Here is a 16,330-nt window from a genome sequence, read left to right as displayed (position 1 = left end):
TAACATCCGACCACCCCTTCTCACTACCCATATTTTAGCATAGGCATCAGAACGGCCCAACCCCATCATTCCCTCGCCTCTTCAGCTTACCAGATCAATCGTCTGCAACCTAAATAAAGCTCTTGCAATCCTTTTACCCGTTCAGCTATCAACCAAAAAGACAACTAACTGGGCAAAACGAAAGCGGGACAACATCCTCGCTATCCAGCAACAACTCCTGTAAAGTCAAAACCAATCCCCATCATCTGCACAGAAAAAGCCCCGCCGATTACACGACGGGACTTTCACCACATATTACATACTTTTTCTGTTGCTAGCGCCAGTTAAGGTGGTGCGAACTGACCGACGGTGCGGCCTCAATCCAGTTCAACATTCCTTAACGTCCTTAGCGCCATCATCATACACCCACTCGAGGGTGCTGCCAATCAATTAGCTTTCGGAGACTAACTTGCTTTCCGAAGTCACATTGTCAGGCAGTTCTTGGTAGTCGAAGTGATCGAACGTGGCAACTTGACCGTAGCCGGCGTAGTCGACTGCGTACAGGCCAACGAAGGCACCAGTGAAGAAACCACCGGAAGTTTGCAGAACATAGTCGTCAGAGAGAATAGCGGCATCCAGTTCAACTGGGACCGTTTCCCACTTCTTACCATCGAATGAATATTCGTAAGTGTAAGATTGCTTACGAACCTTCGTCCGGAACCAAACATAGTCCGTTCCTTCAGGAATAGCAATGGCATCGTCTTTCAAGTAAGACGTGTAATTGTTGTTGTCGTTTTGGGCAACTTCGATGACGTGACCCTTCTTCTCATCCCAAGTAATGAAGATTGAAGAGTAGTGCTTGTCATTGTAGAAGTTAGCCAATCCGGCCATTTGTTGATACGTGTATGGGTCGAACTTAACTTTGGTTTCAGCATCAAAGTTGAAGGCTTGCCAACGACGAGCCAAGAAGGAAACATCGAAGGTGCTGGATAAGGATTGGTTCCCAACTAACTTCAATTCACCGTTACCAACCGTCCCCAACTTCTTGGTAAATGGTTGACGTAAGGTGTTCCAGTTCAAGTCGAGTTCTGACTTGTCGAATTCATCGTGTTGTGAGTGATCCTTAGGGGCTTTCGTCAAGATAGCATCCTTAGGGGCTTCAACCTCAACTTGACCACCATGACCGCCGACAACCCGTGGCCAGCCAGCGTCGTCCCATTCAACCTTTTGAATAGACGTTTCACGGCCAAGTGTGCTCCAACCACGTGGGTCATAAGCAGATTCGTTCTTGTGGTTCCAAGGACGAGATACCAATGAGGCGTAGTACCATTCGCCACCTGGTGTGTTTACTAAGGCACCGTGACCTTGCTTTTGCAGGTAGAAGTCTGGCGTATCCATGTTGGTAATGAATGGGCCATCTGGTTCGCTTTCGAATGACAATTTGTCAAGCGTCTTGGAACGTGCAACGACTTCTTGGTGGGTAAAGACCGTCCCACCTTGTGCAGCAAACAGGTAGTAGTAACCGTTGATCTTATACAGATGTGGACCTTCAACCAGTTTAACGTCGGTCCCATTGTAGAGGTTCCGTGCCGTTTCTGGCTTCAGTTGCATCGTATCTGTGTCAAATTCAGTCAAGGTAATCCCGTCAAATGGGTGGTGGTATTCACGGTGATCCCAGGTCTGTTGAACCAGGTACTTCCGGCCATCGTCATCGTGGAATAAGGAAGCATCGAATCCAACACCGTTGACCTTGATTGGGTCAGTCCATGGACCGCGGATATCCGTTGCCGTCGTCAGGTAGTTGGTCATATCCTTGAAAGGACCATCGGTGATCTTAACATCGGTGTAGATCAACCAGAATTTGCCATCAGCGTAGCTCAGATCTGGTGCCCAAATCCCACCAGAAGCGGGGTTACCCACCATATCCAGCAACGTTGTCGTTGAAAGTGGTGATGGTAATAAGTTCCAGTGAACCATGTCCTTGGATTCATGTAACCGGACACCTGGGAACCATTCGAACGTTGAGTTAGCAATGTAGTAAGTGTCGTCAACCCGAATCATGCTAGGATCCGCGTTAAAACCAGGTAAAACGGGGTTTTGAATCTTCATAAAAGAATCTTCCTTTCCTTAACAAAATTAGTTAACTAAAATGAATCGCCTAAACTTCGTGAGCCTTCCGTTCAGCGTTGAGTTCTTCGTTCATCCGTTTGACATCAGCGTCAGACAAGGTGTACTTACTCATAATCCACATCGCGATCAGGGCAAAGATGATTGGTAACCAGATCATGGACCATTGGATACCCATCAAAGCACCAGAGGTTTGCGTCGTCTTAGTCCCATCAAACTTGAAGAAGGCGTTGATGTAACCAGGGATGATCCCACCAAGAGCCAACCCAATCTTGAAGAACAGACCCATGATGGCGTTGATGATACCGGCAACCCGCTTCTTGGACTTGTACTCGCCGTAAGAAACAACTTCTGGAACCAATGACCACATGTAACCAGTAGCAGCAGTGATCCCCCATTGTTGTAAGAAACGACCCGTGTAACCCAGAGCAGTTGAATCCTTGAATGAAGGCATTGACCAGATCCACAGAACCAACGTCCCAACGATAAACAGGGCTAAGAAAGCGTAGAAGAATTGACGCTTCCCGATCTTCTTACGGATGATTGGCCATAAGAATACCAAGAAGATACCAGGAATGGAACCAACCAAGTTAATGGAAGCCATCCATTCGGAGTGACCGATGTTGTATTGCATGTAGAATGGCCATACGGTGTTCCCGAAGAACATGAAGGTAAAGCCAATCAGGAAGAATGAACCTAACACTTGCAGTGGCTTGTTTTGCTTAAATTCGTACCACAGGTCGGAATACTTAACGGCAGCGGATTCCTTTTCAGTAGGTAAGACCCGTTCCTTAATTCCGAAGTACGTGCACATCAGCATGATAAACCCAATGATCATGTAGATCCCCATGACTAAGAAGTAAGCCTTCCCAGCTTTAGGTGAGGTGTAATCCCCTAAGTTCATGTGAATACCGAAGAACCCAATGTCCTTAGATTGTGGGTTAGGAGAAGCCATCTGAACAAATAATGGCAGGAACGTGTAAACTAACAAGTTACCAATGTTAGCTTCAGTCATCCGGACAGTCGTCAGTGTAGAAACTTCATCGTTATCACGCGTCAGTGAGGCGTTCAAAGCCCCATAAGGAATGTTAACGAAGGAGTAGATCAAGGCCGTTGCCAGATATGCAATGAAGGCGTAGAGGATGCTGCCCCGGACTGCATCGATAGGCAAGAAGAGCATAGCGGCGAAGATCGTCATTGGAATCCCACAGTAAACCAAGTAAGGCCGGTATTTCCCGGACTTGAAGTTGTGCTTATCAACAAAGGCACCAACCCATGGATCCCAGAACACGTTGACCCAACGAACAACTAAGAAAATCGTGGCACCAACTGCGGCGGAAATTCCGTAAACAGTGGTTAAGTAGAAAAGTAACATTGACCCAATCGTACCAAAGATTAAGTTTTGCGCTAAATCCCCGGCACCATAACTAATTCGCTCACGCCAAGAAAGCTTGGCGAACTCGTCATTGGCATTGTCTTGAGTCTTTGCGGCATCAGCCTGACTATTTGAGGCCATATGCGAAAACTCCTTTCGAAGAAAAAGTTTGTAACGTCTTGATCAAATAAACTAAGTGATCAGGGCGTCCGCTAAAATATGTCATCTGGTTGGTAGAAGCAACCAACCAAGGTAAAGAAAAAATTGCTGAATCTCAACAGAAGTATCGAGCAACTGCGTTAACTTGAGAACCCAGCGCTAACCGGTTTCTCAAGTTAACTATCCTTCCACGTCCTTCATGGGACGTGAAAGCAGTGAGCTTAACATGGCCAAATGCTAACTCACTGTCTTGTTTCGTTAGCTAACTACAACTGCATTGTAATCGCTTTCAGGTTTGCTGGCTATCTTTATTCGTGACTGTTTTTAGTTATTTTGTGACCTTAACCACAAAATAAAAGCCCGGTAAACTAACCTTTTACCGAGCGAATCTGTCGCTTTGTGCACGTTAAACTACTCGAAGTAGCCGCCTTCCTTAACGGTCCGTACCCGCCGCTTTTGTTTCATTTGACGCTGATATTTACTAGGCGTCGTACCGGACCACTTTTTAAATTGCTTGCTAAAATTAGACACGCTACTGGCCCCCATTAAATCCGCCACATCCTCAATGGAGTGTTCTGGCGATCCCAGCAGCATCTTAGCCTTGTTGTATTTCTGACTTTCGATATAGTGCAACGGGGTCACACCATAAACCTTCTTGAACGTGCGATGACCATAACCACTGCTAATCCCAATCTTTTGGCAGACGTCCCCAAAAGTAAAGTTAATCGCCTCATCCTGCTCAATGCGTTCCTTGATTAACGTGGCAATCTGCCGGCTCGTTTTGGCCTCACTCTCCGTGTAGCGAGCCCCCCGCCGTGTCTCATAGTCCTGTAAGCCTTCCGTCAGGTCATAAAAGAACTCCAATACCGCAATCTGAATTTTCAGATTGACCTGTTCTTTGCTCAGCTTCTGATTGGCGCTATAAGCCACCATCCGTTTGGCTGTCCGGACGGCCGACTGAGCAATCGCTTGATCTGCTGGAATCACCGTGTTGGCAATCTTTCCAATAATTTCAGACTTCAGCGCCAGGTTTTCGATGTTGAAATGAAAACAGATATAAGTCATATCCTGCTCTGAACTACTGTTTTGATTTGTGTGCACCGTTCCCGGGGAGATGATGATGGCATCCCCGGCACCATAATCATACGTCACTAAATTTTTAATTTCCGTCGTTTGGCGGCCATCAATCACACACATCAGCTCAAACGCCTGGTGTTTCTGTTCAAAAAACTGCCAACCACCGGGAACAGTTCGCATATGGCCACCGAATAAATACAGACTAGAGTCCACAACCGGTAATGAAACAAAGCGCTTCATGCTAAAACCTCCTCAGTCACCATGCTGGCTCCTCCCCAAATAGTCGATGTAACCGCTTTATCGCCATACCGTTATTATAACCGTTAAGTTGGTAAAAATAAACAACCAACCTCTATGAACTGCCACATTTTCCCACTGATTGTCAATTTTTTCACATTCTCCGGTACGCGTTTCCACCAGGGTTGTTCGGTATGTAAAAGGGGTCTGAGACTTTTGTCTCGGACCCCTTGTTCATCATTTTACAGAATTGGCGACAACAGCCGCGATGCCGTCTGTTTGAATTTCAGATAGAGTGACTGTTGGTCAAACATCTCCGGCGTAATCAGCTCGCTGTGCGTCATATCCCTTTCAAAGATATTCTCCAACTGACAAGCAATCCCCTCATCATAGATGAAAGCATTAATTTCGAAGTTGAGTTTAAAACTGCGGTAATCCATGTTGGCGGAACCAACCGACGCAATCCGCCCATCGACCACAATCGTCTTGGCGTGAATGAACCCGTTGTGATAGTAGTAAATCTTGACCCCGTCATCCGCCAGTTGCCGTGCATAGTACTGCGTGGCCCGGTAAACGAAGGCGTGATCCGGTTTATCCGGAATCATGATCCGCACATCAATTCCGGCCATTGCCGCAATCCGCAGGGAATCCAAGACACTATCGTCAGGAATCAGGTAAGGCGTCTGAATCCATAGGGTCTTCTCCGCCGTCTGAATCAAGCGCATGTAACCCATCTTGATTTGTTGTAGGTCGGAATCTGGCCCACTGGAAACAATCTGTAAACTCGTGTTACCCTTCACCTTGCTCAGCGGGAAGTAACGCGTGTCAATCTTACGGTCGTTGAAGGGATGATCCTTATCCGTCGCATTCCAATCGAGCATGAAACGAGCCTGCAACGAGAAGACCCCGGAACCCACGATTCTCAAGTGTGTATCGCGCCAGTAGCCGAATTTCTCCTTGCGCCCGAGGTACTGATCCCCAATGTTAAAGCCCCCAACGTAACCCACTTGACCATCAATCGTGACGATCTTACGGTGATCACGAAAGTTGAGCCGAAAGTCAATCACGGCCGAACGGGTCCCCAGGAAGGGTTCCACGTGACCGCCAACGTCCATCAGTGGCTTGAAGAACCGTTTCCAGGTCCCCATCGACCCCCACGGATCATAGATCACGCGGACCTCAACACCCGCGGCAGCCTTCTTAACCAGGATGTCCAGAATCTCATTTCCAATCTTATCGTTATAAAAGGTGTAAAATTCAATATGAATACTGGAGTGGGCGCGCTCGATGTCTTCCAGCATCGTGTGGAAGAGGTCGTGCCCATCAGTGTAGATCTTGACGCGATTCTGCCGGGCCAAGAAGGCCTGATCCGTTTCCATAAACATATTAACCATGTTGATGACGGAATGACTGATCTTATCGGCTGGCATAATCTCAGTGCCCAACTGCGCACGCTGCTGCGTCAACCGCTCATTCAGCTGCACCGCGACTTGATGTTGCAGTCGGAACATCCGCCCCTTGGGAAGCTTTCGGCCGATAAAGGCGTAGGCAATAAATCCCACCACCGGCAGTAAGACCAGCACCAACATCCAGGCCCAGGTTGCGGCAATATCACGCTTTTCTCGAAATACCGTCACTAGGGCTAACGCCGCGTTAATCACGACGACAATTTCAAAGATAAGCATATAGTTCACGCTCACGGGAAACCCTCCTCTGCTCTCTGTCTTTTTTATCATACCCCAATTCATTCAAATGTCTTTACTTTTTTTTAATTTTTCCTGATAATCACTATAAATCATTTGGAGGTCAGCTATGTTTACTCAGTTCTCTTCTTTACTCGGTGGCTTACACGGCATCCACTCCGTTCGGGTCTTTCACTGGATCTTTCGTGAAAACCCAATGATCGGGACGATCTTGATCGTCGGCTTGATCCTATTTCTCATTTATCGCTACATGAATCGCCGTTAATCCCTCGTATCCAAATAAGGACGCCACCTCTCACGCTTACTGAGAAGTGACGTCCTTATTTCTTTCATTAGAGTGGTTAGAACGCTGCCGCCGGATTGCCATACTGACTGGTCCCGGTGCTGTAGTTAATCTTAACGCCTGCCTGGATGTTGAAAATATAGACATTATAGGAGACACCCGAACTGCCGACCGACTTGGCCTGCATGTGCACCCCACGCGCCACTAATTCATTGCCCCGAAAGACGGGTTCAACTTGATAACGCACGTAATCACGGGGATGGCTCTTCAAATAACTGGCGACCGGGTTTTCATAGGCCGTCATACCCGGATCATTCAACGACCGGGTACCGGTCATTAAATTCTTCAGATTGTTATTTTGTCCCGTCAGCTGGTAGCCAATCAGGTGGCTCCGGTTATACAGATACCCCCGCTTGCCATTGACGGTATAGGGCTTGTTCTTCCAGCCAGTTGGACTCACGTAGAGTGGCTCCCGCTTGGCCGTGGGCATTAAATGCTTACTCAAAAGGGCATTCGCCGTGGTGACCCGGTTCAGATTGTCCAACGCCCCATACGTCGCCCAGCCGCCCTTCTTCGTGGATAGCTGTGCCTGGGTAAAGGTCGGTCGATTGTGGTTAACCGCCACGATCTGGGTCCCCGTATACTTCTGTTGCGCTAGTGCCTTGCTGGCGACCGACTGCTTCGGTGCCGTGGCCGTTGAGCCGCTGGTGTGGCTAGTCGATGATGATCCCACAACTTTGCTGACCGCACTCGTCAAATGCCGTGCCGTGGAGTTACCCTGACTACCCAGACTGCCGACAGCCCCAATCACGATTAGCAAAATGGCCGCATAAATTGGCATACGACTGCCCCGCCGACCACGGTTATAATGCCGTTTACTCATAATCCAATTCCCCTCTCAATACCATGAATACTCTGCTTCATATTTTACCAAAGGAACATGTGTTTGTCTTTAATTTTTTAGATTCAGTCGCAATTGTCACATGAACTTAACGCTTTTTTAACGCCAGAATTCGGATTTTGACTCTACCCACATGCTATACTAAGTGAGGGACGGGGAGCACGCTATTTGTACGCGGACTCTAAAACTGTTATCATTTTTGATGAGGTGATTGGATTATGAAGAAGACCCGGACACTGACTGCCGTCTTTAGCCTATTGGCCATTTTGGCTATTGGCTTAGCCGGTTGCAGCAGCAAGAGTAGCAAATCGGGGAGTACGCAACAAGCTAGTTTTAACAACAAAACGACCAAGAAGGCTGACGTCAAATCAACGTTGACCAACTCGACCAAGCTTTGGTACGTCACCGGTGCGGTTAACGCCAAGAGTAACTCTGGGATGGAGGCTTACCGGTTCAATAAGAACGGTAAAGTCACGGTCTACAACGTTAACAAGTTCTACAAGACCTATGACGCCGCTAAGAAGGCGAACGCTTTGAATAAGTCTGGTGTTCTGAATACCACCTTTAAGACGAAGGGTGACGATACCGTCATCAACTTTAAGGGGAAGCTGTCAGACATTCCAATGACCCAAAAGTTCACGGTCAAGAAGACGTTGACTGGAACCAACAAGGCCACAAAACTAAAAGTTGCCGGCTATCACATCTCACGTGATATCGACAATGACGTCACCAAGGCCGTTCTGGTCAAGGTTGGCAACTAAGCATTGGTAGTCATGTAACCTAAAACGAGGCCGTCACTGGCCTCGTTTTTTTATTTTGGAGGTTTCTCATGAAAAAGATTCTGCCCGCACTAGGGGGCCTACTCATCATTGGCGGCGTGCTCCTCTACCAACAATTTCGCCATGTCAGTGGCATTGCCATGTTAGAAACGGCCGTCCTGGGGATTGCCGCATTTTTAGGCATCCTACATCTGATCAGTCATTGGTGTAATCGGTAGCTTGTTTCACGTGGAACACAACGGCTGACAGCACATCTACTTTGGGTTATGATAGGGCCTAAAGGAGCGTGATGATGATGTTAAAACACAAATGCTTACCGGCCCCATTGGCTCAAGAGGACGTGTACCGCTTCGCAGACTTGATCGATGAACATCCCTGGCTTATCCCCACAACGGTCATGCTAGAAGTTATTCCCATAACGGTCATGGCCCATGGTTTCTGGAAAAATCGGCAGCTTAAGAAACGGCTACAGATTGAGCGCGAAAGAACGAAACAGATGCAGATCAATCGTTTCCGGCCGGGACAACACGATGGTAAGCCACATCCGCTCGCTGATCATCACCATAGACCTTTTAACCACTTATCTAATAATTTAACCTTGAATTTATTTAATAAATAGAAACCGTCGTTATTCTAATTGCTGATCATCGCCATCATTTTTTATTTGATGGTGATTTTTTTATTTTGTTCCATATTATTTCACTTATGCTGATTATATGATTGTCCTAAATATCGTTTATTTAGACATCCTTATTGGTCAAATCTAACATAAATTTCACTCAAACAATTAGTAAAAAGTAATGAAAACGCTGAAAATACCGTATTTTCATTACGTTAACTTCATACTTATCGTTACCATTTAAAGTTCATAAATAATGTTCACAAATTCTTCACATTTTCGTTTTAAGATGGCCTTAACTCGAAAACCGTTTTAACCAACCTATTTGTCATTAACGATGACCAACCGTTGCCCTAACCAAGCCACGGTCGCCGCCTCCTAACCAGGGGCGGCTTTTTTGTGCCATTTCGACGCAAAAAACGTTCAGAGTCAGTTGCCTCTGAACGTTAACTTTAGATCCTAAACTCGTTATTGTAAGGAATCCCAAGCAGGTAAGACTTGGGGTTGTGTCGCCAATACGGCCTGTTGGTCCGGCGTTAAGAAGCGCTTGTGTACGACCACTTCATAGACGAAGTCAGACATCCAGTCATCGGTCATCACGAAGTACCCCTTGTCACCGTTCTTCTCGCCCCAACTATTTTCCACTTTCCAACGCGTTGGGTCATCGGCAACCAAGTCGACCCCGGTCAGCGTCATGGCATGAGAAACCTCGGCTTCACCCGTGGCCAAGCGCTGGGCCTTCGTCAGACTAAGGTCGACTCCAAATAGGTCGGCCGTCTGATAGAGGTGGCTATCCAAGAAGCCCCGTTCGCGACTCATCTGTTGTAAGACGTCGTTGCCAAACCAGACGGCTTCCCCACTTTGCAGCTGGGCAACCGCCGTTCGCTTGAGTTCAGCCATTGGCAAGTTAAGGAAGGTAATGTGTTTGCCCCCCACGATGTTGTCTTGGCTAGGCAAGCTGTACAGCCGATCGAATGGCTTGTCGGGTGAATTGGAGATCACCACGTAGTCATCCAAATCAATATCGAAGTATTTTTCAAAGAAGCCCTGTGGCGTCAAACCGGCATCACGATGGTACTGGTGCTTGTCGTCCTTATACTCCAAGTCAAACGTTGTTGGTGGTTCACCGAAGGCATAGGCGGCCATCCGATAGACTTCCTTCAAAGCCTGTGCGCGAGTCGTTGCAATCTGTTCCTCACTCGCACCATCGGCAACCAATTGGCGTAAGGCCAATGCATCCTTGCGTAGCTTGAGGTTCAATGCGGCCGCGAATCCCGTCGTATCATTGGTATTGAAAGATTCTGGCATTGCACTTGCCGGAACAACCCCGTATTTCTGCACAAGGGCCGCACCCATGGCCCACTGACCGCCGTCATCGCCGGGCCGACTCAGATAAAAAGCCACTTCCCGGTCATCGAGTGGCTGAGTTGCCGTCCGTAAAATATTGTCATAGAAGATGTTCGCCCGTTCTACCTTATCCCAGAAGAAGAGGTAACTCTGCGAGAGCTCAAAGTCTTTGACGTTATACTTCGCCGCAAATTGGTGACGAATGGTATTCAGCGTGGAAAACAACCAGCACCGGCCGGAGTGCTTTTGGTTGGATACCTTCCCCGTATCGAGTTCCACGGAAAAAGTTCGGTTCAAGCGAACCGCGGCTTGGGGGTCTTCTGAGGCGGCGAGCACCCCATTTTTAATGACCGCCCGGCTCACAACATCGTGGGCGGGTTGTTGCTGAAGATCGGCGTGTAGGGCCGCCGTTTCGGCAGCGGTTAACACGTGATCGGTTTTCGTATCTGGCATAAAATGACTCCTCTCTCTTCTCGTTTACGAGAAATCTCATTGAAATCTCATAATCTAATCTGAATTCATTCTACCGCTTTCCCCAGATGGACGCAATGCTTCTTCAATGAAGTTCCACTCAAAATGGCGCCAGATATAACGCAAAAATCAGCTTTTTCAGAAGGGTCTTCTAAAAAAACTGATTTTTTGCCATTATAGTGCTGAAGCGTGAGCCACCAGGCCATTGGTTGCGCCCTTAATTCACGTTCTAAGCCCCTTCGTGAGGCGCTAGTTTCTGATCAAACTGATCCTTGTCGTAGTCGGGTTGGTTGGAGATGTGCATGGCGGACTTCAACCGCACCGTTAAGAAATGCCACATGGCCGGGGTAATTCCCAACTCGTCTAAGTCCTGTTCGGAAATGGTATAGCGAATGCCTGCCTCGTCATGGGTGGCCACCTTTTGAACCCACTTGGGCTCCCGCAACATTTCTCGACCGAGAGCCACGAAATCAATGCCCGCAGCCATGACCTTTTCGGCATCGGCTGGCTTCTCAACGGAACCCACAGCAATTAGCGGTAACCGCCCGGCCACTTGCCGCTTGATCTTCAGGATCAACGGCTCTGAGTCGGCGGTATCATTTAATGAGGTCCGCCAAGCATAGCCCATCGAGATGTGGAGATAATCCAGCGGTTGCCCACATAACGTGTCGACCAACTGCAGTGTATCCGCGAGGCGAATTCCCGGGGTTTCAATCTCTTCCGGTGATAACCGATACCCCATGATAAACGGCCGATCCGCAAATTTTGCAATGACCTCGTGACACCGTTGAATGACGGCCAAGGCAAAGCGCATCCGCCCCGTCACGTCGCCACCCCACCGGTCCGTCCGACGATTGGAATGTGGAGAGAAGAATTGCTGCAACAGGTACGTATTGGCCCCGTGTAACTCAATCCCATCGAAGCCGGCTTGAATGGCCCGCCGCGTAGCCTCACCAAAATCCGTCACGATTTGCGTGATCTCGGCATCGGTTAGTTCACGTGGCACCTCGGCATTCTGCCGTTCAGCGGCGACTGCACTGGCACTGACTGGCCGTTCTCCCCGTAGCACGTGGGAGTTGGACATCCGCCCCGCGTGGAAGATTTGCAGGATGGCCTTGGTACCATTCTGCTTCATGGCACTGGCCATCTTGGTCAGCCCGGGTAAATAACGGTCATCCGTAATGGCCAATTCGCCCTCGAATCCCTTACCACTCGCAGAAACATTGGCCACCGGCGAGATGAATAATCCCACACCACCACTGTGAATTCGGAAGTATCGCAGCTCATCGCTGGTGATCGAGCCCTCTTCAAAGGCCGAAGCCTCGGTCATTGGCGGAATAACCACACGGTTCTTTACGGTAACGCCATTTGCAAACGTATAAGGTTGTAAAAATTGATAATCTTCAGCCATTGCTAACTCACCTTTCCACTTCATCAGTTCAACGTCTATAAGCTCAGTATAGTTCGATAAATCACAAAGTCTAATACTTTTGTGATAACGTTTTCAGAACTAAATGGTTATAATAATAGAGAGGTGATTCCTATGGCATCTAGCACCACGCGGCTCGCCGAAATCTTATCGGCCGTGCATGATCTGGGTAGCATCACTGCCGCTGCCCAGCATTTATTCGTCTCCCAACCCTATATCAGCCGGACGGTTAAGGAGGCGGAGCAAGAACTGGGACTCCAATTAATCGATCGAACGGCTAAGCCCACGCGCCTAACCTATGCGGGCACCCAATATCTCGCTGGCCTGGAAAAAATTCAGCATCAGCTCACCGACTTGGACCAAACCATGCGTGAACTTGCACAATCTAAATCCGGTCACATTTCAATCGCTCTTTCCGAAAGCATGGCCACCCAAATTCTGCCCGATCTGGGGAGTCAGTTTTTGCGGCAATACCCCCAATACCATCTCGACATCCACGAAATGCCCTCGTTGGCAGCGGAAAAGGCCGTGACCGATAACCAAAGTGACGTGTATATCGGCCCTAAGTCCCCCAATCACAGTGAGTTTTTCTACCGGGTCATGCGCGATCAGGCTTTTAGTCTCCTTCTCCCCGCCGACAGTGCGTTCTCACTACCGCACATTGAAAATGCACAGCAGCTCAAACCCTTGCTGGCCCAACCGTTCATTGGCTGCGACTTGCAAATGGTTCTGGGAGAAATCACCCGCGACTTCATGGCCAAACACCATCTCTTTTTGCAACCTGCACTCACCTTAAATAGCCTAGCCACGATTCAACAACTCGTCGAACACGGCGCCGGGTGGACGATCCTGCCGACACCCCCTGTAACTACCGCTCGGGTGATTCCTATTAATGCCCGTCTGCTCACCTACCAGCTCATCATGGCGCACCGAACCAGCAAGGAAAACACACCGGAAATGACCGCTTTTCTCCGCGTCGCCCAACGCGTATTCAACATCGATCCCGTTCAACAAACCAAGCACCGTGACGACTAGTGACGGCCATTATTCCTAATCACAGAGAGACTAAACGACCAGGACTTTTGCCCTGGCCGCTTTTTGGATGCAATTATTCGCCTGGCCTGGCTCATTATTAATCCGGTGCCAAACCCTTTTCTAAAAATTTAATTATAGTCGGAATGGCCTTCTCGATGTCTTCTGGCACCAATAATGTCCGAACCAGTTCTGTTAACATTGTACCAATCATGAACTGGGCAATCCGTGAGTCGGGCCAGTCAACCAGCTCCCCGCGGGCCTTCAGCCGATCGAGCACGGGAAACAGGTTCTCCTGTAAGAGGGGCCCGGCATGGGTTATAAATTGACTTCTCAAGTCTGTTCTTACCGAAATCTCGCGAATTAGAATCCGTAAGATCGGCCCATTTTTCTGGATAAATGCCAACCGATCCTCCGCAATCGACTGAATCATCTCGTGCCGCGTCAGATAAGGTCGGCCCACGACCCCTTCGGCGAATTCCGTAATAAGTCGTGGTAATACCTGTGTCACGAAGGGCGCCAGCACGGCTGCCAGCAATTCGTCCTTTGTCTTGTAACGGCGGTAGACTGTGCCTTCCGCGACACCGGCCTTCTGGGCAATCTGCTTAGTCGTGGTATTCGCAAATCCCTGTTGGGCAAAGAGCTCGAGGCTGGCTGCTAAGACCTGTTGTTGTTTGGGGGGAATATCCCCGTTGGCCGCCATAACCGCCTGAAATGCTTCCTGAATGTTGGTTTCTTCTGCCATATTAAACCCTCCGATAGCGTTTCATCCCCACGACGTTGAGAATCGTAAATAACGCCGCAAAGAGAACTAAAATTCCCAATTCAAATGCGATGCCACTGAAGCCCACGCCCCGTGTGGCCACATTCATCAAGGCATTTCCACCATAATACAGGGGGAAGATGTGTGCAATCCACTGTAGCCAGTTGGCCATCTGATCCACCGGAATCAATCCGGAGAAGAAGACCTGTGGGATCACGAGGATCGGAATGAACTGCATCATCTGGAACTCGGAGTTGGCGAAGGTGGACACAAAGATCCCCATGGAGAGGGCCACCAGCGCCAGCAAGAAGTTAATCAGCAGAATGAGCCAGACGCTCCCAATCATGTGAATCTGGAAGACCGTCAGCGCAAACGTCACGGTAATCACCGTTTGGACTAAGGCAAAGAGCCCGTACCCCATCAGGTAACCGGTAATGATTTCGCCCCGACGAATGGGCGTTGCCAGTAGCCGCGTTAGCGTTCCCGTGGTCCGTTCGTTCAAGAGCGAGATCCCGGAAATTAGGAAGACAAAGAAGAAGACGAAGAAACCCAAGAGAATCGGGAGGAACGTATCAAAGAAGGTCGAGTCCGAACTCCCATAAAGATAATGGCTGGTAACCTGATAATTGGTCGGGGCCTGCACCTGGGCCTTTTGCGACTGGGGCGCTAGATTGGCGCCAGCCGTCCCACGTGCGCCTTGGGCCGCCGCCATTTTTTGCTGCTGTGCCATCAGGGTCTTTAACACTTGGGCCTGTTGCTGCAACGCCTTTTTTTGCGTCTGAGTTGCCGCGGCTAGGGCCTGCACCTTAATCTTGGTCAGTCCCCCCTGTAAGGCCTGCCGAACCAGTGCCGAATCACCCGGTTGACTGTTCTGATAGGTCACCGTGAGTTTCCCATCCTTTTGCTTGATAAATGCCGCCAGATTGTCCTCACGTACCTTATCCTTAGCCGTCGCCTGCACGCTATAATGGTGCAGCGTCACGTGCTTATTCTTGATCGCCTTGACTACCGTGGTGTCCACGTTGCTGACCCCAATTTTAGCGATCGAATCCGAACTGGTATTAAAGAGAAAATACATTAACGTCAGGATGAAGAGGGGCGCCAGAAACATTAAGGCTAGCGTCCGCTTATCCCGTAACATCTCACGTAAAACACGTTTAAAGATCGCTATGACTCTCATCTTGTAGCCGCCCCGCTTTCAAAAAGACTTGTTCAATCGTTGGTACCGCATAATCCTGTTCCAATTGTTGTGGGGTGCCCTGCGCCAGCGCAATCCCCTCGCGAATCAACATCAAGTAATCGCAATGCTCGGCTTCGTCCATCACGTGAGTCGTGACCAGAACCGACTTTCCCTGAGCCTTCAATTGATACAGTTCTGCCCAAATCTGTTGCCGCAACTCTGGGTCAATCCCGACCGTGGGTTCATCCAAGATCAGGAGTTCTGGGTCCTGTACCAAAGCAATGGCCAGCGACAATCGCCGCTTCATCCCCCCGGAATAGGCCGACACACGGCGATCCAACGCGTCATTCAAATTCACGACCTGCGCCGCGTGAGTAATCGCCGCGGCTAACTGTGACTTGGGAACACTCATGAGTTCCGCAAAGAACCGAATATTCTCACGTGCCGTTAAATTCTCATAGAGGGCATCGCTCTGGGCCATGTAGCCAATGCGCTGCATAATCTTTCGGTTCGGCATCGCTGTTCCCAAAACCGTCGTCGTTCCCGCATCGATCTTTTCCATTCCCAGAATGGCTTTAACCAGCGTGGTTTTCCCGGCGCCAGAAGGCCCAATTAATCCCATAATCTGTCCGACCGGTAATTGCAAACTAACCTGCTTAAGGACGGGGTTATCGCCGAACTTCTTCGCAACATCCCGCACATCAATTGTGTTGGTGACCATTTCCATTCCTCCTGACGTCCTTCTTTGTGAGTGTGTGCTCACTCATTTACACTCACATCGTACGACCAACACCGGGTAAAGTCAACTGTTAAGTGTCAGCGCTTACAGAACTAGTTAAAAAAAGTGGCCGTCGTCTCCGACCGCCACC

Annotated in this window: 15 protein-coding genes; 5 read left to right on the top strand and 10 right to left on the bottom strand. The window is 49.0% G+C overall.

Features of this window, described 5'->3' with window-relative positions; all coding sequences use genetic code 11:
* Positions 1-429: 429 nt before the first annotated feature.
* From FD28_RS00720 to cls, 4 genes are all read right to left on the bottom strand, one after another.
* The gene (locus tag FD28_RS00720) at positions 430-2,088 is read right to left on the bottom strand and encodes a glycoside hydrolase family 43 protein (protein WP_057731555.1); all 1,659 of its coding nucleotides are present in this window, start codon (positions 2,086-2,088) and stop codon (positions 430-432) included.
* A gap of 49 nt (positions 2,089-2,137) precedes the next feature.
* Entirely contained in the window at positions 2,138-3,622 is a 1,485-nt protein-coding gene (locus FD28_RS00715; RefSeq protein WP_057731553.1) for an MFS transporter, read from the bottom strand.
* 429 nt (positions 3,623-4,051) lie between these two features.
* Positions 4,052-4,957 carry a helix-turn-helix domain-containing protein gene (locus tag FD28_RS00710; RefSeq protein ID WP_057731550.1) on the bottom strand — a complete coding sequence of 302 codons (906 nt, stop codon included), beginning with the start codon at positions 4,955-4,957 and terminating at the stop codon, positions 4,052-4,054.
* A 239-nt stretch (positions 4,958-5,196) separates the two neighbouring features.
* Entirely contained in the window at positions 5,197-6,654 is a 1,458-nt protein-coding gene (gene cls / locus FD28_RS00705; protein WP_057731545.1) for a cardiolipin synthase, read from the bottom strand.
* Between the two features lie 112 nt (positions 6,655-6,766).
* Between cls and FD28_RS13325 the strand changes: the two genes are divergently transcribed.
* Positions 6,767-6,922: a hypothetical protein gene (locus FD28_RS13325; protein ID WP_169788488.1), complete on the top strand. Its 156-nt coding sequence runs from the start codon at positions 6,767-6,769 to the stop codon at positions 6,920-6,922.
* A gap of 76 nt (positions 6,923-6,998) precedes the next feature.
* On the opposite strand, the gene FD28_RS00700 is transcribed toward FD28_RS13325, so the two are convergent.
* A complete protein-coding gene (locus tag FD28_RS00700) occupies positions 6,999-7,823 on the bottom strand; it encodes a DNA/RNA non-specific endonuclease (RefSeq protein WP_057731542.1) in 825 nt (274 codons plus the stop codon).
* Positions 7,824-8,059: 236 nt separating this feature from the next.
* On the opposite strand from FD28_RS00700, the gene FD28_RS00695 reads away from it, so the two are divergent.
* The 3 genes from FD28_RS00695 (at position 8,060) to FD28_RS00690 (ending at position 9,239) form a co-directional block, all read left to right on the top strand.
* Positions 8,060-8,602 (top strand): hypothetical protein, encoded by a 543-nt coding sequence (locus FD28_RS00695; protein WP_057731539.1) that lies wholly within the window; start codon positions 8,060-8,062, stop codon positions 8,600-8,602.
* Positions 8,603-8,670: 68 nt separating this feature from the next.
* Positions 8,671-8,838, top strand: coding sequence for a hypothetical protein (locus FD28_RS13135; RefSeq protein ID WP_157059797.1), 168 nt, complete (start codon positions 8,671-8,673; stop codon positions 8,836-8,838).
* Between the two features lie 77 nt (positions 8,839-8,915).
* A complete protein-coding gene (locus FD28_RS00690) occupies positions 8,916-9,239 on the top strand; it encodes a hypothetical protein (protein WP_157059796.1) in 324 nt (107 codons plus the stop codon).
* A gap of 468 nt (positions 9,240-9,707) precedes the next feature.
* On the opposite strand, the gene FD28_RS00685 is transcribed toward FD28_RS00690, so the two are convergent.
* Positions 9,708-11,039: a C1 family peptidase gene (locus tag FD28_RS00685; protein ID WP_057731533.1), complete on the bottom strand. Its 1,332-nt coding sequence runs from the start codon at positions 11,037-11,039 to the stop codon at positions 9,708-9,710.
* A 247-nt stretch (positions 11,040-11,286) separates the two neighbouring features.
* Positions 11,287-12,468 carry an NADH-dependent flavin oxidoreductase gene (locus FD28_RS00680; protein ID WP_057731530.1) on the bottom strand — a complete coding sequence of 394 codons (1,182 nt, stop codon included), beginning with the start codon at positions 12,466-12,468 and terminating at the stop codon, positions 11,287-11,289.
* 132 nt (positions 12,469-12,600) lie between these two features.
* Here FD28_RS00680 and FD28_RS00675 point away from each other — a divergent pair, with 132 nt between their 5' ends.
* Positions 12,601-13,521 carry a LysR family transcriptional regulator gene (locus tag FD28_RS00675; protein ID WP_057731527.1) on the top strand — a complete coding sequence of 307 codons (921 nt, stop codon included), beginning with the start codon at positions 12,601-12,603 and terminating at the stop codon, positions 13,519-13,521.
* A gap of 97 nt (positions 13,522-13,618) precedes the next feature.
* On the opposite strand, the gene FD28_RS00670 is transcribed toward FD28_RS00675, so the two are convergent.
* Genes FD28_RS00670 through FD28_RS00660 form a run of 3 tightly spaced genes read right to left on the bottom strand, consistent with a single transcriptional unit; the run spans position 13,619 to position 16,182 of the window.
* Entirely contained in the window at positions 13,619-14,263 is a 645-nt protein-coding gene (locus tag FD28_RS00670) for a TetR/AcrR family transcriptional regulator (protein WP_057731524.1), read from the bottom strand.
* A 1-nt stretch (position 14,264) separates the two neighbouring features.
* Positions 14,265-15,461 carry an ABC transporter permease gene (locus FD28_RS00665; RefSeq protein ID WP_057731520.1) on the bottom strand — a complete coding sequence of 399 codons (1,197 nt, stop codon included), beginning with the start codon at positions 15,459-15,461 and terminating at the stop codon, positions 14,265-14,267.
* Complete coding sequence (locus tag FD28_RS00660; RefSeq protein WP_057731517.1) at positions 15,439-16,182, bottom strand: ABC transporter ATP-binding protein; 744 nt, start codon at positions 16,180-16,182, stop codon at positions 15,439-15,441. The genes FD28_RS00665 and FD28_RS00660 overlap by 23 nt, the downstream gene beginning before the upstream one ends.
* Positions 16,183-16,330 lie beyond the last annotated feature (148 nt).

The sequence above is a fragment of the Levilactobacillus hammesii DSM 16381 genome (genome assembly GCF_001434395.1).
Classification (GTDB): Bacteria; Bacillota; Bacilli; order Lactobacillales; family Lactobacillaceae; genus Levilactobacillus; species Levilactobacillus hammesii.
This window is presented reverse-complemented; position numbering and strand designations above follow the sequence as displayed.